We start from the raw sequence: 23,715 nt of genomic DNA on the forward strand, positions 1-23,715 counted from the left end.
CCCATCTGGGCTTTTTCTGTTCAAGCTCGGGATCCTATGGCCAAGAAAAAACCAAAATATGGCGACGCAACATTTTTGGAATATGCGCAAAAAATAGTCAACCACCCAAATTATGCCGGCATGCCTGACACGATTGGCGAGCGCGGCGAAATTCAGTGGGAAGCTCCATCAAATCGAAAATCCGGAAAATTCAAAGACACCCATCACAAACGGCGCGAGTGGTGGAGGCTAAAAGCACTTTCCATCGGAATTGATCCGAATACCGATAGCACGTGGATTAGCAAAACAGCAAAAGCAATTCACCCTTTCGGGGTAAAGCCCTGTAAGACTTGCGGAAAAGAGCTTCAGATCGCGTACGCATATCCGAATGAGCACCTATTTGCCAGGATTCGCAAGCTGCCCTACATAGACGATACGTTTGAGCTATCTGAAGTGGAGCACGTCTGCGATCTTTTAGCGCGTCTAGATGAGCGCTTTGGGTCGAAATTGTACGATGATCTTCCAAAGCTCTTCGCAACAACATCTATTAACATCCCACCCCTGGCAAAGACGTTTGATGCTTGGGAGCAATTCTTACGGGAAACGTACATCCCACAAGAACCACGAATGCTCAGCCCTGGTGCGATGTCAAACCCTCCTGACCGGCTCGACGGATTTCACTCATTTAACCGCTGCTGTCGTTCTACAGCTGATACAGGCCGGTCCAAGGAAAATTTAAAGTCGTATGTAACTGATCGGCGGGTTTTTGAATATTGGGTAGATGGGGATTGGGTTGCCGCAGATCGCCTGATGGGCCAAGTGAGATCCAACCCAATTTTCGAGCAAGAAAATTGCTTTAATGCGGTGCAAGGCGGCGTTCATCCCAAGCCATGCCAAGCTGACCACATCGGTCCGATATCACTCGGATTCACGCATCGCCCACAATTTCAACTTCTGTGCAAAACCTGCAACAGCGGAAAAAACAATCGCATGTACGCCAGTGATGTGAGATTGCTGATTGGCGTCGAGGCGGCTGGAGAGAGTGTCATCTCGTGGTTTGCCAAAGAGATCTGGGATCGCCGAAAGAATTCTGTTGGCGATGCTGAAACGGCGCTGCGCCTCAGCAAACTGCTTCGGGACAACCGCCATACATATATGTCCCTCCTGAAAGCACTCTTGGATCGTGGCTATTACACATTCCTCGCTAGCCTTTTGCATCTGGAAGCAGCGGATTTCGACCCTGAATTCGTTGGATTAAGTGCTATCAATCACCTTACGCATTTCAATTCCATAACAAGAAATCCACGAACCACAAAGTACGCGACAGAACAGAAAGCTAGGCGGATTCGAATCGCATTCACATCTCTGATCGACTACCACAGAAAGGAGAATCGAAGCGCATTTGTTATATCAAACGATCGCTCCGAAGCGGAGTTCTCGGCAGGGTTTACGGATTTAGAGAGACTGAAATCCCTAACAAACGATCTCGATAAAAAAATTGCCGAAATCGTGGGTGAATCCAAGGTGTCCGAGGCGGATCTTCGGGCGTTGGCAAACTCACTTCCCGATATTCTTTCAGATAACAATGCCGCATTTGCAGCGGTTCGAGAACACTTCGCACGAGGCATGTATGAGGTTGGCAAGGAACTAGACAGCATGTGGGGTGCCGACCGTTATGTGCGGTCGGCTCCTGGCGAAGTTATCGAGTGACCTTCTCCAAATATTGCGCGGCTGAAATTTCGCCGCGCATTAGTGCCTGATATGGCGTGGTGGGCTCGTGGCGATAACCAAGGTCACCGCCATCCTGTCCGGGTTTTAGGGCGGGCAGGTCGTCTAGCGCTTCCTTTACCGACGGCGGTTGCGGCAAATCGCAAATCAAGTCTCTTGCAGACAGAGTCGAAATCATTGGCGGGGGAGACTCAGGAACTTTTCCAGTGTTATCGCCAACGATGATCACTCTGCTGCGCCGCTGTGGAATTGCATAGTTTTCGGAGTGCAGCTTCCACACGATAAGTCTCTTCGCGTGCTTTGATAATTCGTCTTTAACCATTTCGAAAACGCGCCCGCCCTCCATATTGAGTAGGCCTGTGACGTTTTCAAATACAAAGACATCGGGCTTAAGTGCTGCAAGCAGCCCGCAGTAATCTCTAAAGAGCCAGTTTCTCTCGTCCTCCATAGAGCGTTTGTTACCTGCGGTCGAAAATCCTTGACATGGCGGACCTCCAAGAACACAAAGAGGCAAATCTTTATTTCTGGCCCCCTTCGCCTCCGTCAGAATCTGCTTTTTAATGCTGTCATCTGTGACGTCCCCCACTACGATGTTCGAGTGAACATTCGTTCGATAAGTCTCGGCGAAACTCGCCTCTAATTCATTTCCGACAAGCGTTTCCCATCCTGCCCATCCAAATCCTAAGCCAAGTCCGCCAGCACCGGCAAAAAGGTCTACGGCTTGTCCGACGATGTTCAAATGCCGAGCGACCTGAAATGCCAGCAAGGGAGGGACGGCATTTCCAATTTGCGTAGCGACCGAACCTTTGTTGCCTTTGAATATAAAGTTGTCAGGAAAGGATTGCAGTCGAGCGGCCTCTCGATGAGAAAGGGTTCTATGCTGCTCGTTGCTGTAATCGTAGTGGATATGGCACCCATTTCCTGGCCTGGTGAAGTAGGTGTTGATCGTGTACGAAGGCCTGTCCGGGTGCAATCGTCCATAGTATGTTGATCGGCTTCCTTCTCCTTTGGCGAAACTGATTCTGATGTTCTTTATTCGCTCGGAAGGAATGTCCTCAGGGATATCTTTCCAGTTCCCTCCGGGTGGAACGGAACGACAGATGCGCAAATCAAGCTCACTAAGTGTCGCGGCGTAATGATTTTCAATGCGTATCGTTTCATTTTTTGATTTCTGCTGGCGAACTGCCATTGTTCTTTTAATCTCCGAAACGTCATTGGGGGAGTGCCGTTCGAGCATTGTCAATAAGTCCAAGTAGACGTCATCGGGCAACCCATACCAGCTCGCCACCTCAACATCTATCTGGGCGGAGTACGACTCGGAGGGTTCTCGTAGCTGTTTCTCAACCAGTTTTGATACTCGTTCTACATGCGTTCTGGATGATAGATCTGGCACCCTTATCCGTCGGATCGCACCTACTGATAAGTGATTTGTGCTGATTGATGCCCGCACTTGCGCTTCAAATATGACTGAGTTAAATACGCCAAGGACAGCAAGCAACGCTTCATAGGGCATTCTCTTTGGTATAAGGACATTGAGTGAGTTCCCTGTCACTACACCAGGAGGAATGATTGTCGCTATTACTCGACGAGCTGAGCTTTGTCTTGCAACGTCTCTCCAAACTAGGCGATGCAAATCTGAAGATGATGGAGGTGTGATCGTCCCTTTCAAAAATGCCGCTTCGCCACCGACCGCAGAGTAGCGAGTGATCTGCCTACCTTTGGCAAATCGATAACTACCTGTGTCCGATAGCTTGCTCGCAATCCCTGTTTCGTCTAGCTCTCGCCCCAATTTGAAAAGGATATCCGCTCCGGTTTCGTAGTCACCTAGCTTTGGCAGATCAGCGAGAAAAGGCATCGCTTTTGCGATTTCTGGCGAGCTACTAAACCCAATCGCATAGTGATTTTCTTCTAGAGAAGAAATCGATATTTCCAAGACGGGTGGCTGCGCCTCCTGCTCTTTCTCAAAGTGCTGTATCACCTCGAGTGGCCTTTTATTTTTTTGACCTATGCCCCTGTGGCCAACAAAATATACTGCTGACTGGTCAACGCCTTCAAAAAGCCTTGCTTCTGCAGGATAGTGATGAACTGTATCTACGGTATTTTGTGAAAATAACCAAGAACGCAAAGGCGCAGAAATTTGATCACCGAGAATAGTGGCGGGCGCAACAATGGCAAAGTATCCTCCCGGCGCGATCAATCGCACAGAAGCTTCGATTCCGCAACGAGCCAAGTTGGCGCCCCAACCAGAAAACTTCCTAGTTGGCTTGGAGTATGGATAAGCCTTTTCGAGTCGAAATACTTTCTCTTTTAAGAGTGAAACGTATGCTTCTTTGTCTTCTTGCTCAAGCTCGGCTAGCTCTCTGCTATCGGGCTTAATCGTTTCCCAGGGTGGGTTTGTTACACAGATATCAAAGGACTGCTGATTTTTTAACGCATACTCGAATGAATCAATTGTTTGTGCGTCTACGCGTGCGACAGAGATATCAAGGGTTTCAATTCTCTGTGAGATTGCCTTTTGGGCGGTTTTGATCGCCGATTGGTCGCAATCCCAGGCAGCGATTTCAAGAGATTTCGACGGAATTTTTCCTTGTTCGTACAGGGCGTCAATGAGCCAGCACAGCAGTCTTCCATCACCACAAAACGGGTCAATAATCTTTAGGCTTTCAGAAGCCTCAAGGCGCTTGGCGACATCAATCGCCATTGCCTTTCCAATTCTGGCATGCGTATAGAACCTGCCGGTTAATCGCTGCTCCAAGCTTTTTCCAACTTTGTATGTAGTTTCCACTCCTGAGGTGGCTTCAAGGAGCTGATTTAAATTCGAAGCAAACATATTCATGCCTAAAGTGTGTTCTTCGTCTGATCAGCCGACTTGACGTCGGAAGTCAAATCTAGAGGCATTTGTGCCGTGGTTTTCATGTAGTTTTGCGCTTCACGCAAGAACCAATCCTTCAGGGTCATACCTTCCCGTGCGAGGGTTGAGTAGAGCTGTCTTTTGACCTCGGGCTCAACCTCGATGACTATCCTGCCGCTGCTGCCGATGCTCATAGGGAACTCGTGACAATGTAATGTGATGGATGGTACATTACATCAGGGAGAGGCGAAAGCCAAGGCCAATCTTGGCTGTTGCTGGCGATGGAGCTTGGCAACCTACGCTTGGGAAGTGCATCGGTCAGCGCTTTCTGCCTACGAACGTCAATTGAGGATGCTATGGCCCGCTATTCAGAACACGACACAACCAAAATCTACCAAGCGGCTGATGCATTCCGGACCAACTGCCTCCTGAACGACGGCTCACTGCTGTTCGCCGACGCTTCCGTTTGGCGGCCTGACGTTCTGGATCGCATCCACAAGGCCTTCGTTGCAACTCCTGACGAAGGCGATCGCACGTTTATCGACAAGTTCAGAGATCAGGTTGGCAAGGCCGGGCAGGATGTGTCACGCCTTGCAGCAGAGATCTTGAGCGTGTACTTCCTGTTCCCCTCCAGTGTCGGAGGCGTACGCAAGCGACAGGTCGTGAGCGAGGTGCTCGGGTGGGGCGGTGACAGCCTGCCGGAGTCACACCCTGTGTCAGCAGCCTTCGCCAACGGGATCGGCAGTGGCGGCCAGGGCTACAACACCCGTCGTCCCTTCGAAATCGCCTTTCTGATCGAGCTCGCCATCGCATGGAAAAAGTTACCGCAGGACCGGCAGGCACAGGTGGCTGCCGATCCGTGGCTCTTTCAAGAGATCGTTGACAGCATAGAAGATGCCGAGTCGAAGCAGCTTCGGCACATGCTCCTCCACCTCCTGTTTCCCGAGCACTTCGAGCGCATAGCAAGTGGCAATCACAAGCGCAGAGTCATCAAGGCTTTCTCGGGACTGGTCACTGCCGAAGCAGAGGATGATGACCGGGCGATCTTGGCCATTCGCCAGGAGCTCGAAAAGCTGCTTCCCAACCAGGAGCTGGACTTTTACTGGTCGCCGCTTGTCGAGGCTTGGTACGACGACAGCGAGGGCGCATCTGAAGGTGCGCCGCTGGAGATCATCCAGCACAAGAAGCAGATCGTCCTCTACGGACCGCCGGGTACTGGCAAGACTTTTCGCGCCAAGAAGCTGGCTGAGCGTGTCATCCGATCTGCGGCACTGAGCCAAATGGGCCCGGCTCGCTACTTCCAGTCGCAATCTGCTATCGAATCCGCGATCCGCGACAACGTGCATCGACTGCAGCTGCACCCGGCCTACAGCTACGAGGACTTCATTCGCGCACTCCACATTTCGAATGGCGGTGGCACGGAATATCGAGCTGGCTACCTTCCGAAACTGATTGAGGACATCGAGCGACAGCCACGCGCGGAACGTCTGCCGCACATCATGATACTGGATGAAATGAACCGGACGGATCTGAGTCGGATGCTCGGCGAATGCTTCTCCTTGCTTGAGGATCGCAATCAGACGATTGAGCTTCCGGCACGCAATGGCGACGGGGCAGCAATGAAGCTGCGCATCCCCGACGATCTGTACGTGATCGGCACCATGAACCTGATTGACCAGTCCATCGAGCAGATCGACTTCGCGCTGCGCCGCCGTTTCCTGTGGCTACTTTGCCCGTTTGACGCCGAGGCTCTGGTGGGTGCCGCCGAATCGAAGTGGAAGGATCTGGAATCGGGCTTGGAGTGGGATCGTATCGAACCGGACTTCCGCAAATTGGCGGCAGCTGCAGCGGCGTTGAACAAGCAGATCCACGACAGCCCGCTGCTTGGCTCGCAGTACGAGATCGGGCACACCTATCTGCTTGACGTGGTCGTGTTCCTGCGCAATTTCCTCGGTGCTCGACCTTCGCGTAAACAGAACTACCTTTGGAACAAGAAGGGTGAAGCGCTGGAGCCCGTTGTGCAGGTGTGGAACCTATCTCTTCGCCCACTATTGGAGCAGTACCTCGCTGGGCTGGACGCTAACGCACGCAATACCGAGCTCGACCGGCTATCCAAGGTCTTGCTCAAGCCGTCGGTGGCAGAGTGAAACTAGTTGCGCGTGACTGCTCGCCGCTTGTCCCGCCACCGACAGCGGCGGAGGCGAACTGGCTCCGTAAGCTTGCAACCAAAGTCCAAGCCTCGAGCCTTGTCGTGCCCATTTCCGGCGAAAGGGACGAGGACGAACCAATCGTCTACTGCGCATGGGACGGCACTTGGTGGGCTGGCCGGTACGTTGGCTCAATTTCCTTCGAGGGGCACAGCCTGACCATCGAGCCACGTTTTGGCCTGGCCACGCTTCGGAATTGGCTTTTTGAAGCAACGTCGGTCGTGCTGACCGACGCGCCCGGGAAGCTCAGGGAGGACGAATCGTTTATTGCCCAACTCCTCGCGTCCGTTTGGGCCCATGGTTTCATCGAGGCGGCACGGCATGGGCTGCCTGCGCTTCGCCGTGAAGTGGCTACGAAAGGCGCGACTGTCAGGGGACGGCTTGATGTCCCTGCATCTCTGCGCTTGATCGCCGCTGGTGGTGGGCAGGTTGTTTCCATCCGTTCAGAGCGAACGCTAGATCACGCTGCATCTGACGCCATCGTCGCTGCCTACGAAGTGCTGCGGCGGTGGCTTGGGGTGCCGGACGAAAAATGGCTTCCGAAGCGTGCCAAGGAACTCCTGCCCCATCTGATGGCTGTCACCGGGGCGCGACCACGCGTACCGACGAAGGCTGAACTGGATCGGATTCGATATACGCCGATGACCGCAGGCTTTGCGCCTATCGCTGAGTTGTCGCGGCAGATTGCAAACCGAAGGGGGCTTGCTGCTGATATTGATGCCAGTGGCGAAACGAAAGGTGTGCTGCTCGACGTTGCCGAGCTGTGGGAAATGTATGTGCTCAGTATTTTGCGGAAAGCTGCTGCACCGTTGACCGTGACTCACGGCACCCGAGATAAGTCTGCCACCAAGAAGCTGCTCCACAGCGAAGTCTCGGGCCGAGGTTTGGGCACATTGATACCCGACGCCATCCTGCTTTCAGGCTCCACCATCAGGGGCGTTGTTGACGCCAAATACAAGTCCCTTCATCCGTCTGCCAGCTCACCAAATGGGCCGCAGCGCGACGACCTGTACCAGATGGCCGCCTATCTGGGACGCTTTCAAGCTCCTGAAGGACTGTTGACCTGGGGACTCTTGGCATATCCCTTCGACCCATCCAAACCTGACACCCCCCATGCCGAGCAGAACAGCCCATGGCACCTTGATGGCGTAAAAAAAATCAGCTTCGCCACGCTGCCCCATGATCCCGTCGATGCAGTGGCCAAGTTGCGCTCCTTAGTCGCCCATGTCGCCACGCCTACCCCTTGGGTAGAACGAGCTTGAAGTTCCGGTTGTCATGGGTTTGCTCTATGCCCACGCGCATTTGGCCAAGTCGTCGAATCGAAGGACTCAGGAGCCATGCGTTACTATCTGGTTCTGAAAGCGGACGCGGGTTCAGTTCCGTGTTCCACCACCACTCAAAACACCGCCACACACTGGAAAGCCTAGTGTGTGGCGGTTTTTCTTTGCCTTTTAGTGTCCTGTGGTGTCCATCGAATCGCACCGAAATCGCACCGATTCGCACCGATCAGTCATGAGTCATGGGAAGGAGGGAGAGGCCTTGTCATGGATTCGACCCTTTGCCCGCTCATAGGCGAGCTGTGCCTCACGCTCGGTTGAGAAGGTGCCGAGCGAGATTGTTCGCCCGGCCGAGGTAATTTGAGCCCTCCAGCCATCATCAGTCCGGCTTACGCCAAGAATCTGGGTCGAGCTATTTTTGTTGGCTCCCTGACGGTTGTGTGAGTTGCTTCGCTGGGTGGTTTCACGCAGGTTTGCAATTCGGTTGTCGCCTTTGCATCCATTGATGTGATCAATGACGCCACGGGGCCAGCTGCCGTAGACATACAGCCAGGCGAGCCGGTGAGCCTTGTAGGCTTTGTAGCCCAATGAAATGGACACGTAGCCCTCTTTGGCTGTCGTGCCTGCCGTTGCTCCTTCGATCCTTCGCCGGGTCGTTTTCTTTTTCCAATGAAATTTTCCAGTTTCTGGGTCATAGTCCAGAAGGCTGCGAACCTCGTCTGCGGATGGGGCTGTGCCAGTGGCGCGATCCGCTTTTGTTAGTGGATGCGCTACCTTGAGCTGCTTTGCTTCAAGCAAGGTGACCAACTCTCGCGCGGCATTTGCGGCATTAATGTGGTCTTCTTCGTCAATAAGCGTAGCAACTACCTGAAGCTGTGCTTTAAGTTCACTCACTATTGGCCTCCTGCCACAAATGTTAGCTGTGGTTTCGGCTTCTGATAGTCGTCCTTGATGAATTTGCCGTAGGTGCGAAAAACCATTTCCACATCCTCGTGCCCCATCTGGCTGGCCACGTACCATGGGTTGGCGCCACCGGTCAGTAGGGCCGATGCATAGGTGTGCCGTACCTGATAGGGGTTTCGATATTCCACCCCCGCGCGCTTGCAGACCGGCTGCCAGAGTGTCTTGCGGATCTGGGCATCTGTGTTCCATGGCTCCCCGGTGCGCGGATTGAGCCAGATGCGCTCGCCCTTGAGCTCAGAAATAGGGCGCTGGGCGCGCAGTGCGGCCAATGCCTCGGTAGACAGCTCTACATCCCGGATACCAGCAGCGGTTTTAGGCCCCTTGATCACCCCCGCAACTTGGTTGAGCTCAATGCGGGCAACAGATCGGTCCCAATCGATGTGCGTCCACAGCAGGGCTTGCAGCTCGCCTGGACGCAGGCCTGTCTCAAACCAGAACTGGAGCATGGGTCGTTCGTCCGGCCGGCAGGCTTTGAGGATGGACTCCCTCTCAGCGGCGCTAAATGGGGTCACCACGTAGTCGCTCGCCTTGGCTGTTTGCCTGATCAGCTTGGATAGGGCGATGCGCTCAAAGGGGTTGAAGTCGATCAGCTCATCATTCAGGGCATCTTCAAACAAGCTGCGCAGGGGGGTCAGCATGTTGCGTATGGCTTTGCTGGTGCAGTCCATTTCTGAAACCCAGTCACGCAGCAGGCTTGGCAGCACTTCGCCAACCTGCAGCCCGTGCCAGCGGCACATGCGCGCACCGGTGATGGCCTTGGCGTAGCCGTTGTATGTGGACGGGGACATTTGCCCGTTCTTCACCTGGCGGGCGTAAATGTCCAACTGCTTTTGTAGCAGTGTTTCCATGAGCGGGTTGCTCTTGGAGGGGGCCGCAGCCTTGGGGCTGTCTGGGAAGTACTCGGCATAGGAGAAGTTGCCTTCGGCAATCTTGCGGCGTATTTCATCGCGCAAGGAGGCCGCTCGCTGAATGCTGCTTTTGTTGATTGAGCAGACTGGAAGCAGTTCGCGGCACTCCTGGCCTTCCCAGGTAAAGGCAATCTGAAGCCTGTCACCAGAGACAAGAGGGCGAATCTTTACGCCGGGCGGTGTTGCTTGGTTAGGTGGTCTTTTATCCATTGATCGGCTGCTTTGATGTTGACGTAAATGCGGCGGTGCACAACAGCTACCTGTGCGCCTTCGCGCCAGACACCGGCCTTTTTGCGCTGTTTGACCGTCTCCCGCGTTACGCCCGTGAGTTCTTCGTACTTTGATGCCAGCACCCACTCGGGGGTGACGGCGGGCTCATCATTGGTCGCAGCCCGGGGAATGGATGTAACTTGATGTTTCATGGAAATTGACTGAAATAGTGGTTGGGGCCAGAGGTTTGGGCGTCTCAAAGTAGGCCCGCCCGGCGGCCGTGGGCTTGTGGTCAATGCCGGCCAGCATTCCGGCGCGGTGTAGCGCCTGGACGGTGCTGTGGGTTTTGTGGGATGTGCTGTTTCGGGTGAGGCTTGTTTCCAGCGGGCGGCCATGGATTGCGTTGTGCAGCATGGTGCGCATGGCACGGGATAGCTTGGGTGGCTTCATGCTTATCCCTTGCGTAGTTGCGCCTGGTAGGCGCGTTGATAGAGGTTCCAAAGGCGAAGGCCATCGGCACAGCGCGCTTGCTTGCCGCCGGATCGGCCGGCAGCGCAGCAGGTAGGCGCTCGCTTGTCGCGGCGTTCGCGGGCTCGGCGGCTCATGTTTTCCCTTTGTTCGGGCATGGGGTGGTTCGGTCATCAAGGAAGCCGTGGTTACCCGGTCGGCTGCTTTTACAAAGTAGGCAGAGCCATGGCTCCTTGTGCTGCTCAGTTTTGACGCCGAACTCGTTGCCGTCTGCTCCCCACATGGGCACATGCCGGCAGCTGTCGCAACGGTGGAAGTCGTGGTACCCGTTGCCGTCCGCGCGGTACGTGCCCTTTTTGCAGCGATAACACCCCTGGCCAATGCGGGAGCGGTACAGCTCATCTTTGGCCGCGATGAGGCGTTCTTGTGCTGCGAAGATTTCGCCGTCTGTCAGGTGGGTGGCTTCCAGCTCCTTCACCCGCTTTTCGGCGCGATCCAGGCGCGCCAGAAGTGGCGAATTGCTGCGTACATCGTCTTGCCATGCTTCCAGCTCCTTGATGCGATCCAGCAGGCCGGTGACCAGCTCGGGGCTGGCCGCTTGGCACCACAGCTCATTGGCCTTGGCTGCATTGCTGTCGCGCCAGTGGGTGTAGGTATGCTGGCCGTGCTTGTCGGCGGCGGCAGCCAGGGCGCGAAGCTGCTCTGGTGTGTTTTGTGTCACTCCCATGGTTTCCATCCATTCATGATTGCGGCGACAAGGACAGCGCCACCGGCGAGCCAAAAGCCCAGCCATGCGATGCCCTCGCCAATTTCCTTTGCGGCTTCGGTGCTCATGCTTCGACTTCCTGCGCCTGGGCGCGCTGCTTGTCGATTGCGGCATCCCATGCTTCGGGCATATTCCGCACATCGATGCGTTCGCCAGCATCGTTGGTGCAGGTCTTGGTGGTTGCCTTTAGCCATCGATAACGCTCGGCATCGGCAAAGTCTGGTGAGCGCATCCACAGGAATGCGACGGATAAGCCGCCGAAGAGAAAGCCCAAGATTCCGACTATCCAGTGTTCAAGCTCCATCACTCACCCCCTTGCGCTGCCTGGGCGGCGATCTTGGCGTCCCGCGCTTCAAGTGCAGCGTGGGTGTCATCTACCCAATCCGCGTGCCTTTCGCGTTCATCCTGCATTGCAGTGTCCGTCTGCGCTGCCTGGGCGGCGCGCTGTGCAATTTCAGCCAACGCAGACTGGGCAAGGCCGAGAGTTTCGGTAGCGGTGATGTTTTGTTGCCTGATGATTTCAAGCTGCCTGCGTTTGCGCGCAATCAGCCCTGCAAGAGCCTCGGCCTTGGTGCTGCTTACCCAACGCGCACCGGGGATCAATGCGAACCGCAGCTTCTGGTAAGGCCGTTCGACGGACTGCAGCCATGCGCCGCGTGGTGTTGCCTTCACGACTTTCCATTGCTGCCACTCCAACTCCATACCCTGATAGGTTTCCGAGCCGTCATCGATGTATTGACCTTCTACGCGGTGCAGTATGTCGTTGACCTTGGGTGTGTGCGTCTTGTTCATCACTCCCCCTTTGCTGCCGCGATAGCGATTGCTGCGCGAACGTCCGTGCGGAAGTCGCCGCAAACGGATGCGGTTGGCGGAATCTCGATAACGAGTACCGATGTTTTCGGATCGCCCCAATGGAAGTCGGCGGCGAGATACTGGCCAGACAGCCATTCGATGAGTGCCGCGTCGTCCGCATCCCGCGCGTCTGCCTGCGCCTGGGGTGCAAAACTGGCGATGGCTCGGCATGCTGGCTCCAGCAAGTCTGTAACCAGCGCATCGCCTTGCCACTCGTTACCACCGCATGCGGTGTTGATTGCCGTGATCAGCCTGGCGGGCACTGACTGCGCGGGAAGTCCGGTAGCAGTAGCCAGCAGGGCGCGCACTGAGCCTTCTGAGTAGAGATTGCGAATAGGCCACTTGCCAGATTCGACGGTTGCTTGCTTGTGCCGAGCATCAACAAAGCCATGCCATTCGCCGTCATTGCCTTGAAACTCCATGGCATCAGGCTCAGGCAGCACTGGCGCGGCTGCTGGCAAGGTTGCAAGCTCTGTTGCCGTAGTGGCGGCAAGCGCGGCGCGGGCCTGCCAGTACCTCCAGGGCTCAGCCGCATCGCTGCGGAAAGTCGTGTCTGTGTCTGGGTGAAGCCCGTTGCGCTTGCGGAAAAAGTCTTCAAACTCGGCGCGCTCATCAGGCACTGCCACGGCTGCTGGCGCTGCCTGCTGAGGATGTGCATAGAGCTTGTATTCGCCAGGAACGCAAAACGCGCCGTCCTTCCATTCAAAGGCTACGTTCCATTTGGCCGGCCCTTCTTGTGACACGGTTGCGGTGCAAATTGAGCTCTTCTCTTGGGTCTTATCTTGCATATAGGTGGCTCCCTCAATGACGGTTGCTGTACATCTGCTTGATCTGATCAACCTGCTTTTGGACGGATGCGATGGCCATGTCTTCGTCAAAGCGAGTGAATAGCTCATCGGCGGCGCGCTCTGCGGTTTCGTCATCCACCCCGCCAACTGACAGAAAGATGTCGCAGGGCTGCAGCTCGTCAATTCCCGGGTCGAAGGTGATGCGCAGGCCCGGCCTGTCGTCATCGTTGGTACTGCGTTGAACCAGCAGCTGGCCCAAAGTGGGGTTCTCGAACAGCTTTGCGAATGGCTTAGGTGTGCCCATAAAGGTGGCTCCCAGAATGAGAAAGCCCGCGGCGGCGGGCTGGGGTGATTACTTGAATTTGGGTTCGGCTACCACTTGCCGAAGTCTTCGGGCTTGTCGTTGACCGACAGCATCCCCGGCAGCTCGTCGGCATGCACGCTTTTTGTCTCGATGGCGATGGGATAGTCTTCGGAGTCCAGTAGATCGGGGTCGGGCGCGGCCTGATACGCAGCCACAAAGCGGCCCATCCAGTCCATGGCATCGGCTGAGCTGGTGGCCGTGTAGCGGCGAACGCCGTCAACGATCAGTAGCCACACGGGCACCTTTTCAACCTGCGCCATCTTGTACAGGCGCTCGTTTGCCAGCTCCACGCAGCAGCGCAACTGACCCCGGTCCATGTCAGCCAAGAAATCCGGGGTGGATGGCTTTTTGAGGGCAGGGGCTAGCTGATAGCCGATCCAGGCGTAGTCGCACTTCTCATTGCGATAGTGGGGGCCGTTGCGGTCTTTCTTCACCAGCTCCGCGATTTCCTCGGCGGTGCCTTCTAGGCCCACATAGCGCTTTGCGTGGCGCGCATATGCGGTTTCAAAGTCCTCGCGTAGCTTTTTAAGTTCTTCCCAGGTAAGCATAGGGCTCCAGAAAGCAAAAAGCCCGCTCAGTGGCGGGCCGGTTTGTTGGTGGTTAGACGACCCTTTTGAGTTGGGCTCGCCTATGTCCGAATGGCTGCAACCCCGTCTGCCAGTGATTTACAGAACATAGGACAGTTCATTGGGCTCAAATATGCAGAATCCTGAGGCTAAGATTGCTGCTCTTCGAGGGCTGTTAAAAATCGATGCGCAAGGGTTCTTGGTCACATTTTTTTTGTTTGATGTCCATTAGTCCCATTGAGGTGAATATGATGACTGGCTGGATGGGGTTACGCGGGGACTGATGACGCTGCAGCCTTAACTTAGCATGCTAATCTAAAGAATTTTATGGATAAAATATTTAATTTTATAGAGGAAAGAACCGGACATATTGTAATGATGGTTATGGCCATCGTTCTTATTTGCACAATATTAGTGCCAATATGGTTGTTCTTTCAAGAAGGATTTTGGAGTGTTAGCTATGAGAATAATGGGCAAGTAGGTGATTTTTTTGGAGGAATTTTAAATCCTCTCATTGCATTTTTGGCGCTAATATGGATAGCGAAGGGCGTGAAAATGCAGAAGCAAGAATTAGCAGAGACAAAGAAAGCATTGGAAGAGAGTGCTAAGGCTCAAAACAAGCAAGCAAATGCTTCTCATGCGCTGGTACAACTTAATGCGCTGGCTGCACTGCTATCATCTCTTAATAATGATGAAGCGACTATTGATAAGAAAATACGCGATCTTGAGCAAATGGAAATAAGCTTGGGTATTCCCGGTATGAATGTCAATGCGATAAATAATCTAAATCAGGAAAAAGATGAGATAATCAGAAGTCGCAAAAATTGTTTTGCAAAAATACTTGATTATCTCGATATTTAGAATTTAAGGATGTATTTGCTGATAGCCCACTAATTCTTCTGTTGGGCTATATTCTTTAACTCGTCGGGAGAAATAAGTTCTTTCTTGATGCCATCCATTAAAACAAATGGCTGCAATAGCGGGTTGATAAAGCGAAAGCGATATCTTCTAGTGGTTCCAGTTCGCTGAAGCACTGGACCTCTACCTGGCTCACAGAATGCATTCAAATGTTGAGAGAATGCAGGGATTTCATATGCTTTGTGCATTATCTTAGAAAGCGGAGCTCGTACATCCACAGCAGCAAAATATCCAAGTCCATCTTGCTCAGCAAGACTGCAGGCCAAAAGCACCTGTGGGTACAGGTTCTCGCGCGGACTATTGGTGGCTTTATGGTGTGCGCTAATAATGCTCTGTTGTGCCTTTGAGAGAGCTTTGTCTATAGCCGCGCGGACGTCTTTTTCCGTAACTTCTGTTCTATCATTTGTCGCAGAATTTTGACCCGCGCTTTGGGTTAGTAGGTGCGTGTAGTGTGGAAGTCCTTGAGACAATGCAGTAATGCCATTGCAGGCATCATCTGTAATTGTCATTTGTGCACCATTCAATCCTTTTTTAATAATCTCTGTCAGTTCGTCTTTCGACATTCTCGGCATGCGAATTTGTACCAAGGCCCTCTCTATGCTCTCGTGCTCTTTGATCAAACTATCGACTGAATCAGCAACCCCAACGAGAAGAACCGTCGAGTCGATGGCATGATCTGAAAGGGTTTTGATTGTGTCTGCTAGCGCAGTGGTTACACCTTGTGAGGTTATTCTATCGAGCTCATCAATCACAACAATAGTCTTTGGAAGACGACTAAGAATATGCCGTATGTCGTCTGGCGTTAATTGAGTTGTTGGGAGCTTGCCTAGAAAACTAACGTCAATATTGTCGGTTGTTCCATCTGGGTTCTTTTGATTGATTGATAGAACAATTTCTCTAAATATTTTTCTCCAAAGAGAGTCAAATGTCATCGTTTGATCGCAGTTTATGGCGCCCACAATGGTACGCTTGCCGCGAATGCTTATGCCACTTGATATCACGCGTGCGAGAGATGTTTTACCTACGCCACGCTCTCCAAAAAGGATGGCATGTTGACCCTTTTGGTTCACAGCGTTTAGTACATCAGTAAGCTGAGAGATTCGGCCAGAAAACAGCGATTGGTTGTCGATGGGAGCGCTAGGGCTGAACGCTGAGGCAAGAAGATCAAGGCGATGCATGTCCGGCATACGTTCTCCATAACTTAGGTGTGAGTGATTCTATGACGTGCTCGCCAACTAAGTGGGGTGTTTCGCCAACTTAAGCTAACTTGAGCGCAATAGTACTGCAAGCGCCGCGCTGCGGGGCGCGTGGTGACACCATTCCCACGGAGCGCTCTTGGGGGCGCCGCATTCGGCAAAGACTGTCTTTGGCAGGGCATCTTCCAACGCTTGCAGAACGCCTTGCCAGCTCTCGGCAATGCGGTAAATGATCATGCTCTTGAACATTGGAGCTCCAAAATTGAAAAACCAGTACTGTGGCTGGATACAAACCGCAGCAAGAAGGCGAACCCAAGCTACGATTGACGAATGAATAAAAATCATTCTGAAGACGTCCTCAGGGCTATCGAACCCGTCATGAATAGGATGGAAGAGCGCCATTGGGCAGCTGGAAAACCTGAGGGTTATGGCGGCGCGGGCGCGGCGCTCGCCATTGCTCTTGTGGTTATGCAAATCAAATTGGACGACGGTTGGCGAACCGCCTCGCTGGCATTTTCGGCACTGTCTATTCCAATTTGGATAGGAATAGCGCAGATCAGCTCATTGCGAGAAATGTGGAACGTAAATCACAAAGAGCATCCGGCATTGAGTAAAAATGTAGTGAGCACTTCTGGATTTTTTGTCGTCGCCGCTTTAATGCTGTTCACTGCCGTTTGCTGTCTGCTTGCATCATTCAGCACGCTAATTGCAGCTCTTTTCTTAGTGTTTGGCGCCGTTGTTAGTGCATTTGTCATGAGATACCTGTTACAGGTTCAGCGTGTTCTTTTTAACCATCGATGATGGGGTGTTGCCGAGCATTGACTACAGTCACATCGACTTGACCGGGGAATGCCATAGCTGAGCGCGTTGGCGTGGTCATGGTTTCTCTTTGAGGCAGTGCACTGTCTTCTCATCGATCCATTCCGCGTGCATACCTGGGCAGGCAAACGCATCACGGGCAGCCATGCGAATCGCGCCAGGAGGGGAAGGGGGCTCACTGGTTTCAGCGTTCGCCTGTGCCGGGCCGGTGGCCCAAAGCATCAGCAGGAGCACTGAGCAGAAGGCAAGCGTGATGACGCCAAGGAGCTTGATCATGGTGTTTCGTCCTCTTCAGGTTCGTCCTCGCAATGCATGGCGCAGCGGTGAATCAACAGGGAGCGATAGCCGGGGCTGTCGCCAGCTTCATTGCAGTCAATCTGGTGCACCGTGCCGCCGGCTTTGGTGCGCCGCGTGATGGCAAAGTCAGGAAGCCCGGGCAGGTGCTCCAGGCCAGGGATAGGCTTTTCGGAGCGCAAAGGCGTCTTGCCGCTCTGCTTTGCCATGCGTGCAGCGATCTTTGGGGCTACGCCAATGGCTTGCCCCAAGCGGGATGCGGTGGTGCCAGAGCCGAACACCTTCAAAAATTCAAATGGATCAGAAAATTGCATGAAATTGACCTGTTGCGCTTGCAAATAAAGCGCAAGCAGCTATCAAAATTGATGCGATTTTCGGGTGTCAGAACGGCCAGGCGCTGGGGGTGCTGATCATGAGCACCACGGCCGCGCCCACCAGGCAGAAGAGGCCGAAGCCTGTCAGCGCCCACTGCACAGCCATCAGAAGTTTTGTCCCAGGGTTGGGGCGAGCAGCAGCAGGGCTGCCAGAACTGCGGCCAGGAGCAGGGCGGGGATGTGCGGCCATTTCACAGGCCCCCCGCAGCAAGCAGGTTTTGGTGCAGCGTGAGTGCTTTGGCCAACTGCTTGGCTTCGTGGCGCGCGTCATCGACGGCGATGTGCTTCACGCCCACAAACGCCCCTACGTCCTTTGCCGCGGAGTGCAGTTCAAGGATGGTTCGCATGTCGCGGTCGTTGCGCCAGTGCCAGGGCGGGATCTGGTCAACGAAATCGTAGAGGCTGCGCAGAATCACGTTGTCGAAGACCGATCCATTGCCCCACACGCGCACCGTTTCAATGTCTGCGACGCCTTTGACCCAGGCCGTGAAGTCGCGCAATGCCTGGGCCGGTAGTTCCGTCTGGGCGGCCATCACGGATGCATAGCGGGCCTCTGGGCATTGTTCGGCCCACCAGCGCATTGTTTCGGGATCTTCATGTCGCGGGAACTGCAGGTGCTGTGCCATCGGGATATGGAATTCGCCGGGCAGCAGCTGCAGGTCGGCGTCAAGTGCCACTGCACCAATGGAGGCCACGATGGCATTGGGCTTGGTGCTGCGGGATTCGAGGTCGAGGACGATGTAAGGTGCTTTGGTGCTCAAAGGAAACTCCAATGAAAAAAGCCCGCGAGCGGTTGCTGCGGGCTTGAATAAAGAGCCGGTGCCCTTTCGGGGCATGCCTGGGGAAGAAGGGTTGGAGGGAGGAGACAGAGAAGCCACCCCAGGCCCGGCTGGAAACTAGAATGGGTCAACACACTGGAGGTGCTTCATGACCCAGGAGGAAACAGGCGCATTCACTGCGCTGTCGATGATCTTGACGGCAGTTGTCAAGGCACTGCCACCCGAGACTGCGCATCAGGTGGCGAGAGAACTGCGTGCGGCACAACTGGATGCCAAGCATCAGGACGGACCTGATAGAACAGAGCCGGAATTCAGGCTTGGCCGCGATCACTTGGTGAATGCGTATCGCGAGCTTCTCAAGAACGTGTCTGAGGGCAACGTTTACCTTGTCGGTGGTGGAAAGAAATAAATCTGACTTTCCATCTGGTGTGACCACTTTCGCCAACGACGCGGAAGCCGCGCCGAAGTCCTCAATTGCCGCATGCTCAGGCTTATTCCTGTGCAGACGTACCCGCTAGAGTGGTCACGCCGGATGGCTGCCGCTTACGCCGGCAAGTCGAGTGGGTCAGGCAGCTGAGTCAGCAACGACCTTGGTGAAAGTTCGCTTCGTAGTCATAACTTGCTCCTCTGTGCAAGTGAGGTCGTAGGCGTCACTCATCCAGTCGAGGGCTTCTGGCTCGCCGTGCTTACCGCCTCCATACCAGTAGTTCCAGCCAACCCACGATCCATCGGGCATCCGAGCAGCGACGGAGTTGCATTCGTAATGGCGCGAGTGGGGAGTTGGGAAGTCTGTTTCTTGGCAGGTGCAGCGTATTTCGTTGCGGGCGTCCTGCAGTTCCCAGTTTTGGTTGTTGTCGTCGTAGAGTCGATCAACGTTCTCGGCGGTGATCGCGCCGGGGTCGGCGATGTTCTCGAATGCAACTGCCTTCAGCAGAATCGCCCACTTCAACTTCTGTACTGGTGTCATCTGGCACTCCTTGAAAAAACAAAAGCGCCCTCGGGTGAAGACGCTTTTGTTTTGGCCCCGCTTAGCCCTGCGGGGGAAGGCACATGCATGCCGCATGCTGGCTACTCGCTCACATTTCAGAATCTCCGGGCGCAAAAAAGCCACCTCAAGGGTGGCCGGTAAAAGAAAACCCGCTCAAGGCGGGCATGGATCAGTCGATGAAGCCGAGTTCGCGCAGAGCTTCCGTTTCTTGGGTGTACTCAGCGTCCTCAATCAGCAGCGTGCCGTCTGGCGCATACACATTACGCTGGGGCGCGCCCATGGGTTGCTCAATGCGCTCGACTTTGTAGCCGTGCCGCTCCCATATTTCGGTAGTGTTGATGCGTGTCATGGAGTCACTTTACTCAAACCGCAGCCCTGCACGCAAGGCTCTGGTTTGCGCCCCTGATGTCGTTCAGGGGCTGGCGCTACTTGCGCAGATGTGAGTGATCACCTGGGGTCAGAGTGCCAGGCGGCGGTCCAGATCCTGTAGGTCTGAGTAGGAGGCGCGCAGAAATTCGGTAAGGCCGTCGATCTTTAGCACCAGCGGAGCAGGCTGCGCTTGGGATTCCTTGCCTTGAGGACTAACAGCGCCTACGCCAGTCGGGATCAGGATGGGATCAAGACGGGTGCACATTCGGCTCACGATATCGCGCAGCTGACATGTCTGCGATTCCAAGCGGCTCAGGGCTTCCTCAACTTGGGTGGCTTTAGGGACTGGAGCCGGGTCATGCTGAGCTTGGTTTTCATACAGCGCTTGTTTCACGGTGTTTTCCTTTGGTGGTGGTCAAACCGCAGCGCCCTAAATTAAGACGCTCTGGTTTGTGCCGGGATTCCAACCGGCATGGCACGTTTCTTTTCTTGGCGCGCCTGCGCCTCACCCCCGTACTTAGCCCCAGGGTCTGGACTTCGCGTGACCTTTGATGTTCCTGTTGCCGATCCCATCCGGGGGCAGAGCAGTACTGACTACAGCGCACGACGACCTTTTGTATCCCGCTGCCGCCCGCGGTGCCCTGTGTTTATCCAGCCGTGCTGCTGCATGAGCATGAACCTGGGAGCTAGCTCGATCACTCGGCACCCAGCGCCAGCAACACGGTGATTGCGGCGACGGATGGATTTAAACATGGTGTTCTACGCATGTCAACATAGTGTTTTAACATGGTGTTTTATTTTGGGCGTGAAAAAGCCCGCCTAAGCGGGCTGATGTCATGGCGGTAAGGCTTAGAAGACCATGGCGTCAGGGCCAACACAGCCAGCTACCCGGTCAACGCACTCGATGTCCTCTTTGCTGATCGTCATTGGCTCGTAGCCGTTGTTGATGCTCACGAACTGCATTTCATCGCCTCGAGTCCAGTTGAACTGCTTGAGCAAGCACTTTCCGTCAATCAGCTTGACGACTACGTCACGACCTGATTGCGCCTCAATGCTGGGAGTCACAACTACATACTCTCCAGCGCGGTAGCGAGGATGCATGGAGTCCCCTTTGATACGCAAAGCGTATGCCCGAGGGTCGCCAGTCCAGTACTCCACCCAGCCCTCAGTGCCGTTGTCTTGAACTAGATAGCCATCAGGTCCGCCGCGGACACTTCCTGTAACTGGGACGCGCCGAGATTTTTTCAGTTCAAGCGCTGGCTCAACGTTAGAGGGCTCGGTTGTTATTGAGTCTGTTGTCATTGGTCCGGTGCCTTGTCGTAACCACTTCACGCTGATTCCCCGCTCTGCAGCGGCCACAAGGCCGTCGCTGGAGGGGCCTCGAGACTCCCAGTTTTTTGCAGTCTGGGAGTTGGCTAGCCCCAGAAATTGGGAGACGTCCGTAGGCCCGATGTCGGACTTACCTGTGATATGGGCCACGGCCTGGTAAATGCGTTCGGTTACTGGATGCATAACAGTGATTTTTAAACTTATTGTTTAAACATGCTGTTGCGGTTAAGGTGAACATGGTGTTTAATTGCTGGTATGAATGCACCAGCTACTGAACTGATCAATCGTCTTGGTGGAAGCACCGCTGTTGCCAATCGACTCGGCTGGCGCTCACTCAATGGATCTCGCCGCGTCAACAACTGGAAGCGCCGAGGAATTCCCCCGGCCGTGCAGTTGCACTACGACTGGCTCCGCCCACCAGCCGATCTGAAACAGCCATCCACTTCGACCACGGAGGCGGCGCATGGATAACCGTCTAAAAACCGTGAATAGTGGTTACCCCCGTTTCGCGGTCATGCGTTACGCCCGGTTCTTCATGAACAAGGGTGTGGGACTTATCGACTGGACAGTACCAAGACTCCGTTTCATGTGTCGGCGGACTGAGGTGTTGAAGTGGAACTACCTTGCTATCGCTGTTGCAGGCAGCGCAGAAGTTTGCGCGTTTGTGTACAGGCTTGTCGATATCTGCTTTCGTCGTATAGGCCCATCCCCCGGGAACTATTTCAAAGAACTCGTACTGCGTCTTCTCTTTGACTTTGGCTTCAAGGTCTGCTTTTTCTCGGCGCGCCTCTACCAACTCCATTCGCGACTTTTGAACCTCAAGCTCAAGGCGATGGAGCTCCTGCATTTGGGAGAACCCATTGGTTGACATCTCCCACAGTTTTTCCCTCAGGTCAGCCATTGCCGCTTGCACCTTTGTGTCGTCGCGAGCCTTGATGGCAACGGCAACTAAGTCGAATGCGCCTTTGGCAGCACCCAAAGCGTCCAAAAAAGTCATGTCTGCCCCTCCTGGGGATGGTTGTGTAGGAACTTCCATTCTGCCCCGGGAGGCGGTGGGCACCCAGGCGCAGCACGCCGCGCAAAACCAAATCTCCTTGGCTTTGGCCAATCGCTACCCAGTGGGTTCTCCGCTGTGGCACCTGTTCAACAACTTCTATCGCCACACCGTTCATAAAACGGAATGCGCGGAGAACCTGCACGAGGAGGTCACACATGGCTGACTCCAATATACGCATCAAACAGCTCTCGCACCTGTCCAAGGCTCAGAACGCGGCCCTTGTCGCTGTGATGAATGCCCTCAAGGGGCTTTCCCCGGAGGACGCCCAGGAGGTCTTGGATCACGCCATTGGTCAAGTGGCCGTTGAGGATCAAACCCCCATGTTTGCTCGCGGCATCGCTGGGCCTTTGGGAAAACTGATCTGCGCCGTCAAAACCAAGATTGATGACGTCACCTATGGCCTGTGGCTGCAGTACTGTGCCGCGCGAGGCCTGGATACCGCGTGCGTGCTGCGCGACTGCATCTACGCCCTGGTGCATGGCAAGACGTATCGGCAAATGGTGTTGGAGAAGATGAACCATGAAGCGAAGCGTATCGACGCGATGGCTCAGCTCATAGGCCCGTTTGGGGCCCCCGAATTCCCCGGAGGTGGCCGATGAGCAGCCGCGACATTTCAGAGCTGGCAGAAATGCCTCGCCATCGCCTACTGAACCTCAGGGCAGAGGTTTGGCTGAACCTGCCTCCCGAAATTGCTTACCGCGACGAAGACATGGAAATTCTGTCAAAGGCGTTGCAGTTGGCGGATGAACTTGGTTATGGCCGTCTCGATGTCTCGATCCAGGTATGTGGTGTCTATCTCGAAGACCCGCAAGCACCCGGAACAAAAAGTCTCTTTCTTCGCCCGAAGCTCTCCAAGGAGGCAGCTGCATTGGTGGCCGCAGTGAGGGCAGGTGAATTCGATCAGGCGTGTATCGACTGGTTGAAAACTCATGGAGGCTCCTATGCGAAGTGAAGTTTTGGCGAATCAATCTTCGCATGGGGTGCTTTCCATCATGATGACCAGCCTGGAGCTGGTGGACGTCATCAACCGAAGTCGCATAGCGTTTGGCGAAAGCGAAGTGCGGCGTAACGATTTCCACGCCCGGGTACGTGATGAGCTAGAGGGGGAGCACTACGAAATTTTCGTAGTAACCAATAACAATGGCACGGAGTCCGAGGCTTATGGCTTGACGCTCAAACAGTGCATGTATGTGGCCATGCGCGAATCCAAGGGCGTGCGTCGGCAGGTTCAGGCGCAGTTGGAGAACCAAGCTGGGCAGCGCCGCGCGCCCACACTGCCTAACTTTGCCGATCCTGTTGCTGCTGCGCGCGCTTGGGCTGATGCCAAAGAAGGTGAGCAGAAGGCTGTTGCCGAGCTGGCGCTGGCCGCCCCCAAGGTGAACTTCTTTGACAAGGTGGTTGAGCGAACCACGCTAATGACTGCCACGCAGATAGCCCAGAAGCTGGGTATGTCCGCCATCAAGCTGAACAAGTATCTGGACGAGCTGGGCATCTATGCCATGGGTGTAAAGCGCGCTCGCGTTTTCAAGCAGTGGGTGATCGACAAGGGCTACGGAGAGTTGAAGCAAACCGAGCTTGGCTATTCCCAGCCGCTGTTTACCACTGCCGGCGAGGCATGGATTGTCGAGCGCCTGACAAGCGAAGGAGTTGCGTAATGGCGAAGCG

At 54.6% G+C, this 23,715-nt stretch carries 29 protein-coding genes and 1 pseudogene; 9 read left to right on the forward strand and 21 right to left on the reverse strand.

Going from position 1 to position 23,715, the window contains the following annotated elements; translation table 11 throughout:
* The first annotated feature begins 36 nt into the window (after positions 1 to 36).
* Positions 37 to 1,689 carry an Alw26I/Eco31I/Esp3I family type II restriction endonuclease gene (locus EAO39_RS08495; RefSeq protein WP_120967005.1) on the forward strand — a complete coding sequence of 551 codons (1,653 nt, stop codon included), beginning with the start codon at positions 37 to 39 and terminating at the stop codon, positions 1,687 to 1,689.
* Here the strand turns inward: EAO39_RS08495 and EAO39_RS08500 are convergent.
* Both EAO39_RS08500 and EAO39_RS08505 read right to left on the reverse strand, forming a co-directional pair.
* Positions 1,679 to 4,543 carry an Alw26I/Eco31I/Esp3I family type II restriction adenine-specific DNA-methyltransferase gene (locus tag EAO39_RS08500; RefSeq protein WP_120967006.1) on the reverse strand — a complete coding sequence of 955 codons (2,865 nt, stop codon included), beginning with the start codon at positions 4,541 to 4,543 and terminating at the stop codon, positions 1,679 to 1,681. The genes EAO39_RS08495 and EAO39_RS08500 overlap by 11 nt on opposite strands.
* Before the next feature lie 2 nt (positions 4,544 to 4,545).
* Entirely contained in the window at positions 4,546 to 4,752 is a 207-nt protein-coding gene (locus tag EAO39_RS08505) for a hypothetical protein (protein ID WP_120967007.1), read from the reverse strand.
* Between the two features lie 162 nt (positions 4,753 to 4,914).
* Here EAO39_RS08505 and EAO39_RS08510 point away from each other — a divergent pair, with 162 nt between their 5' ends.
* Positions 4,915 to 6,705, forward strand: coding sequence for an AAA family ATPase (locus tag EAO39_RS08510; RefSeq protein ID WP_162989500.1), 1,791 nt, complete (start codon positions 4,915 to 4,917; stop codon positions 6,703 to 6,705).
* Between the two features lie 104 nt (positions 6,706 to 6,809).
* A complete protein-coding gene (locus EAO39_RS08515) occupies positions 6,810 to 8,027 on the forward strand; it encodes a hypothetical protein (RefSeq protein WP_162989501.1) in 1,218 nt (405 codons plus the stop codon).
* A 255-nt stretch (positions 8,028 to 8,282) separates the two neighbouring features.
* Here EAO39_RS08515 and EAO39_RS08520 read toward each other — a convergent pair whose 3' ends face one another.
* The 9 genes from EAO39_RS08520 to EAO39_RS08560 form a co-directional block, all read right to left on the reverse strand.
* Positions 8,283 to 8,936 carry an HNH endonuclease gene (locus tag EAO39_RS08520; RefSeq protein ID WP_162989502.1) on the reverse strand — a complete coding sequence of 218 codons (654 nt, stop codon included), beginning with the start codon at positions 8,934 to 8,936 and terminating at the stop codon, positions 8,283 to 8,285.
* Positions 8,936 to 10,123, reverse strand: coding sequence for a site-specific integrase (locus EAO39_RS08525; RefSeq protein WP_120967011.1), 1,188 nt, complete (start codon positions 10,121 to 10,123; stop codon positions 8,936 to 8,938). Before EAO39_RS08525 ends, EAO39_RS08520 begins: the two co-directional genes overlap by 1 nt.
* Complete coding sequence (locus EAO39_RS08530) at positions 10,081 to 10,335, reverse strand: excisionase (protein WP_120967012.1); 255 nt, start codon at positions 10,333 to 10,335, stop codon at positions 10,081 to 10,083. Before EAO39_RS08530 ends, EAO39_RS08525 begins: the two co-directional genes overlap by 43 nt.
* A 389-nt stretch (positions 10,336 to 10,724) precedes the next feature.
* Positions 10,725 to 11,318, reverse strand: a complete 594-nt coding sequence (locus EAO39_RS08535) for a hypothetical protein (RefSeq protein ID WP_162989503.1) — start codon at positions 11,316 to 11,318, stop codon at positions 10,725 to 10,727.
* A gap of 103 nt (positions 11,319 to 11,421) precedes the next feature.
* Positions 11,422 to 11,661 (reverse strand): hypothetical protein, encoded by a 240-nt coding sequence (locus EAO39_RS08540; protein WP_162989504.1) that lies wholly within the window; start codon positions 11,659 to 11,661, stop codon positions 11,422 to 11,424.
* Positions 11,661 to 12,149 (reverse strand): hypothetical protein, encoded by a 489-nt coding sequence (locus tag EAO39_RS08545; RefSeq protein WP_120967015.1) that lies wholly within the window; start codon positions 12,147 to 12,149, stop codon positions 11,661 to 11,663. The genes EAO39_RS08540 and EAO39_RS08545 overlap by 1 nt, the downstream gene beginning before the upstream one ends.
* Positions 12,149 to 12,997: a hypothetical protein gene (locus EAO39_RS08550; protein ID WP_120967016.1), complete on the reverse strand. Its 849-nt coding sequence runs from the start codon at positions 12,995 to 12,997 to the stop codon at positions 12,149 to 12,151. The genes EAO39_RS08545 and EAO39_RS08550 overlap by 1 nt, the downstream gene beginning before the upstream one ends.
* A gap of 13 nt (positions 12,998 to 13,010) precedes the next feature.
* Positions 13,011 to 13,301 carry a hypothetical protein gene (locus tag EAO39_RS08555; RefSeq protein ID WP_120967017.1) on the reverse strand — a complete coding sequence of 97 codons (291 nt, stop codon included), beginning with the start codon at positions 13,299 to 13,301 and terminating at the stop codon, positions 13,011 to 13,013.
* Positions 13,302 to 13,369: 68 nt separating this feature from the next.
* Positions 13,370 to 13,909, reverse strand: coding sequence for a hypothetical protein (locus tag EAO39_RS08560; protein ID WP_120967018.1), 540 nt, complete (start codon positions 13,907 to 13,909; stop codon positions 13,370 to 13,372).
* Positions 13,910 to 14,254: 345 nt separating this feature from the next.
* Between EAO39_RS08560 and EAO39_RS08565 the strand changes: the two genes are divergently transcribed.
* On the forward strand, positions 14,255 to 14,788 hold the full coding sequence (locus EAO39_RS08565; protein ID WP_162989505.1) for a hypothetical protein: 534 nt from the start codon (positions 14,255 to 14,257) through the stop codon (positions 14,786 to 14,788).
* A gap of 29 nt (positions 14,789 to 14,817) precedes the next feature.
* Here EAO39_RS08565 and EAO39_RS08570 read toward each other — a convergent pair whose 3' ends face one another.
* Both EAO39_RS08570 and rdgC read right to left on the reverse strand, forming a co-directional pair.
* Positions 14,818 to 16,032, reverse strand: a complete 1,215-nt coding sequence (locus EAO39_RS08570; protein WP_120967020.1) for an AAA family ATPase — start codon at positions 16,030 to 16,032, stop codon at positions 14,818 to 14,820.
* Between the two features lie 118 nt (positions 16,033 to 16,150).
* A pseudogene (rdgC, locus tag EAO39_RS22900) lies at positions 16,151 to 16,290 on the reverse strand (recombination-associated protein RdgC); the annotation flags it as partial.
* Positions 16,291 to 16,371: 81 nt separating this feature from the next.
* Between rdgC and EAO39_RS08580 the strand changes: the two are divergent.
* Positions 16,372 to 16,842, forward strand: a complete 471-nt coding sequence (locus tag EAO39_RS08580; RefSeq protein ID WP_120967021.1) for a hypothetical protein — start codon at positions 16,372 to 16,374, stop codon at positions 16,840 to 16,842.
* A gap of 75 nt (positions 16,843 to 16,917) precedes the next feature.
* On the opposite strand, the gene EAO39_RS08585 is transcribed toward EAO39_RS08580, so the two are convergent.
* The 3 genes from EAO39_RS08585 to EAO39_RS08595 all read right to left on the reverse strand — a co-directional run bounded on the left by EAO39_RS08585 (position 16,918) and on the right by EAO39_RS08595 (position 18,289).
* On the reverse strand, positions 16,918 to 17,136 hold the full coding sequence (locus tag EAO39_RS08585; RefSeq protein WP_120967022.1) for a hypothetical protein: 219 nt from the start codon (positions 17,134 to 17,136) through the stop codon (positions 16,918 to 16,920).
* Positions 17,133 to 17,468, reverse strand: a complete 336-nt coding sequence (locus EAO39_RS08590) for a hypothetical protein (RefSeq protein ID WP_162989506.1) — start codon at positions 17,466 to 17,468, stop codon at positions 17,133 to 17,135. Before EAO39_RS08590 ends, EAO39_RS08585 begins: the two co-directional genes overlap by 4 nt.
* A 251-nt stretch (positions 17,469 to 17,719) precedes the next feature.
* The gene (locus tag EAO39_RS08595) at positions 17,720 to 18,289 is read right to left on the reverse strand and encodes a 3'-5' exonuclease (protein ID WP_162989507.1); all 570 of its coding nucleotides are present in this window, start codon (positions 18,287 to 18,289) and stop codon (positions 17,720 to 17,722) included.
* Between the two features lie 166 nt (positions 18,290 to 18,455).
* Here EAO39_RS08595 and EAO39_RS08600 point away from each other — a divergent pair, with 166 nt between their 5' ends.
* The gene (locus EAO39_RS08600) at positions 18,456 to 18,716 is read left to right on the forward strand and encodes a hypothetical protein (protein ID WP_120967025.1); all 261 of its coding nucleotides are present in this window, start codon (positions 18,456 to 18,458) and stop codon (positions 18,714 to 18,716) included.
* 156 nt (positions 18,717 to 18,872) lie between these two features.
* Here the strand turns inward: EAO39_RS08600 and EAO39_RS08605 are convergent, their stop codons facing one another.
* The 5 genes from EAO39_RS08605 to EAO39_RS08630 form a co-directional block, all read right to left on the reverse strand.
* Positions 18,873 to 19,274 carry a hypothetical protein gene (locus EAO39_RS08605; RefSeq protein ID WP_120970832.1) on the reverse strand — a complete coding sequence of 134 codons (402 nt, stop codon included), beginning with the start codon at positions 19,272 to 19,274 and terminating at the stop codon, positions 18,873 to 18,875.
* Positions 19,275 to 19,464: 190 nt separating this feature from the next.
* Positions 19,465 to 19,644, reverse strand: a complete 180-nt coding sequence (locus EAO39_RS08610; RefSeq protein ID WP_120967026.1) for a DUF4350 domain-containing protein — start codon at positions 19,642 to 19,644, stop codon at positions 19,465 to 19,467.
* Between the two features lie 108 nt (positions 19,645 to 19,752).
* Complete coding sequence (locus EAO39_RS08615; protein WP_120967027.1) at positions 19,753 to 20,058, reverse strand: hypothetical protein; 306 nt, start codon at positions 20,056 to 20,058, stop codon at positions 19,753 to 19,755.
* A gap of 455 nt (positions 20,059 to 20,513) precedes the next feature.
* Positions 20,514 to 21,176: a S24 family peptidase gene (locus tag EAO39_RS22905; protein ID WP_120967028.1), complete on the reverse strand. Its 663-nt coding sequence runs from the start codon at positions 21,174 to 21,176 to the stop codon at positions 20,514 to 20,516.
* 292 nt (positions 21,177 to 21,468) lie between these two features.
* Positions 21,469 to 21,990: a hypothetical protein gene (locus EAO39_RS08630; protein ID WP_120967030.1), complete on the reverse strand. Its 522-nt coding sequence runs from the start codon at positions 21,988 to 21,990 to the stop codon at positions 21,469 to 21,471.
* 215 nt (positions 21,991 to 22,205) lie between these two features.
* Here EAO39_RS08630 and EAO39_RS22910 point away from each other — a divergent pair, with 215 nt between their 5' ends.
* From EAO39_RS22910 to EAO39_RS08645, 3 genes are read left to right on the forward strand one after another with little or no spacing between them, the layout of a single operon-like run.
* Positions 22,206 to 22,649: a hypothetical protein gene (locus tag EAO39_RS22910; RefSeq protein WP_120967031.1), complete on the forward strand. Its 444-nt coding sequence runs from the start codon at positions 22,206 to 22,208 to the stop codon at positions 22,647 to 22,649.
* Positions 22,646 to 23,002: a hypothetical protein gene (locus EAO39_RS08640; RefSeq protein ID WP_120967032.1), complete on the forward strand. Its 357-nt coding sequence runs from the start codon at positions 22,646 to 22,648 to the stop codon at positions 23,000 to 23,002. The genes EAO39_RS22910 and EAO39_RS08640 overlap by 4 nt, the downstream gene beginning before the upstream one ends.
* Positions 22,980 to 23,705 (forward strand): phage antirepressor KilAC domain-containing protein, encoded by a 726-nt coding sequence (locus EAO39_RS08645; protein WP_205589359.1) that lies wholly within the window; start codon positions 22,980 to 22,982, stop codon positions 23,703 to 23,705. Before EAO39_RS08640 ends, EAO39_RS08645 begins: the two co-directional genes overlap by 23 nt.
* The last annotated feature ends 10 nt before the right edge of the window (positions 23,706 to 23,715 follow it).

Origin of the sequence: Comamonas sp. lk (genome assembly GCF_900564145.1) — a bacterium.
Lineage (GTDB): Bacteria > Pseudomonadota > Gammaproteobacteria > Burkholderiales > Burkholderiaceae_C > Comamonas.

What these genes read in the sequence shown, in the direction of transcription:
- EAO39_RS08495 (WP_120967005.1), top strand. Translation starts at nt 37, where the DNA reads ATGGCCAAGAAAAAACCAAAATATGGCGACGCAACATTTTTGGAATAT.
- EAO39_RS08500 (WP_120967006.1), bottom strand. Translation starts at nt 4,543, where the DNA reads ATGAATATGTTTGCTTCGAATTTAAATCAGCTCCTTGAAGCCACCTCA.
- EAO39_RS08505 (WP_120967007.1), bottom strand. Translation starts at nt 4,752, where the DNA reads ATGAGCATCGGCAGCAGCGGCAGGATAGTCATCGAGGTTGAGCCCGAG.
- EAO39_RS08510 (WP_162989500.1), top strand. Translation starts at nt 4,915, where the DNA reads ATGGCCCGCTATTCAGAACACGACACAACCAAAATCTACCAAGCGGCT.
- EAO39_RS08525 (WP_120967011.1), bottom strand. Translation starts at nt 10,123, where the DNA reads ATGGATAAAAGACCACCTAACCAAGCAACACCGCCCGGCGTAAAGATT.
- EAO39_RS08530 (WP_120967012.1), bottom strand. Translation starts at nt 10,335, where the DNA reads ATGAAACATCAAGTTACATCCATTCCCCGGGCTGCGACCAATGATGAG.
- EAO39_RS08535 (WP_162989503.1), bottom strand. Translation starts at nt 11,318, where the DNA reads ATGGGAGTGACACAAAACACACCAGAGCAGCTTCGCGCCCTGGCTGCC.
- EAO39_RS08540 (WP_162989504.1), bottom strand. Translation starts at nt 11,661, where the DNA reads ATGGAGCTTGAACACTGGATAGTCGGAATCTTGGGCTTTCTCTTCGGC.
- EAO39_RS08545 (WP_120967015.1), bottom strand. Translation starts at nt 12,149, where the DNA reads ATGAACAAGACGCACACACCCAAGGTCAACGACATACTGCACCGCGTA.
- EAO39_RS08550 (WP_120967016.1), bottom strand. Translation starts at nt 12,997, where the DNA reads ATGCAAGATAAGACCCAAGAGAAGAGCTCAATTTGCACCGCAACCGTG.
- EAO39_RS08555 (WP_120967017.1), bottom strand. Translation starts at nt 13,301, where the DNA reads ATGGGCACACCTAAGCCATTCGCAAAGCTGTTCGAGAACCCCACTTTG.
- EAO39_RS08560 (WP_120967018.1), bottom strand. Translation starts at nt 13,909, where the DNA reads ATGCTTACCTGGGAAGAACTTAAAAAGCTACGCGAGGACTTTGAAACC.
- EAO39_RS08565 (WP_162989505.1), top strand. Translation starts at nt 14,255, where the DNA reads ATGGATAAAATATTTAATTTTATAGAGGAAAGAACCGGACATATTGTA.
- EAO39_RS08570 (WP_120967020.1), bottom strand. Translation starts at nt 16,032, where the DNA reads ATGCCGGACATGCATCGCCTTGATCTTCTTGCCTCAGCGTTCAGCCCT.
- EAO39_RS08580 (WP_120967021.1), top strand. Translation starts at nt 16,372, where the DNA reads ATGAATAAAAATCATTCTGAAGACGTCCTCAGGGCTATCGAACCCGTC.
- EAO39_RS08585 (WP_120967022.1), bottom strand. Translation starts at nt 17,136, where the DNA reads ATGATCAAGCTCCTTGGCGTCATCACGCTTGCCTTCTGCTCAGTGCTC.
- EAO39_RS08590 (WP_162989506.1), bottom strand. Translation starts at nt 17,468, where the DNA reads ATGCAATTTTCTGATCCATTTGAATTTTTGAAGGTGTTCGGCTCTGGC.
- EAO39_RS08600 (WP_120967025.1), top strand. Translation starts at nt 18,456, where the DNA reads ATGACCCAGGAGGAAACAGGCGCATTCACTGCGCTGTCGATGATCTTG.
- EAO39_RS08605 (WP_120970832.1), bottom strand. Translation starts at nt 19,274, where the DNA reads ATGACACCAGTACAGAAGTTGAAGTGGGCGATTCTGCTGAAGGCAGTT.
- EAO39_RS08610 (WP_120967026.1), bottom strand. Translation starts at nt 19,644, where the DNA reads ATGACACGCATCAACACTACCGAAATATGGGAGCGGCACGGCTACAAA.
- EAO39_RS22905 (WP_120967028.1), bottom strand. Translation starts at nt 21,176, where the DNA reads ATGCATCCAGTAACCGAACGCATTTACCAGGCCGTGGCCCATATCACA.
- EAO39_RS08630 (WP_120967030.1), bottom strand. Translation starts at nt 21,990, where the DNA reads ATGACTTTTTTGGACGCTTTGGGTGCTGCCAAAGGCGCATTCGACTTA.
- EAO39_RS22910 (WP_120967031.1), top strand. Translation starts at nt 22,206, where the DNA reads ATGGCTGACTCCAATATACGCATCAAACAGCTCTCGCACCTGTCCAAG.
- EAO39_RS08640 (WP_120967032.1), top strand. Translation starts at nt 22,646, where the DNA reads ATGAGCAGCCGCGACATTTCAGAGCTGGCAGAAATGCCTCGCCATCGC.
- EAO39_RS08645 (WP_205589359.1), top strand. Translation starts at nt 22,980, where the DNA reads ATGGAGGCTCCTATGCGAAGTGAAGTTTTGGCGAATCAATCTTCGCAT.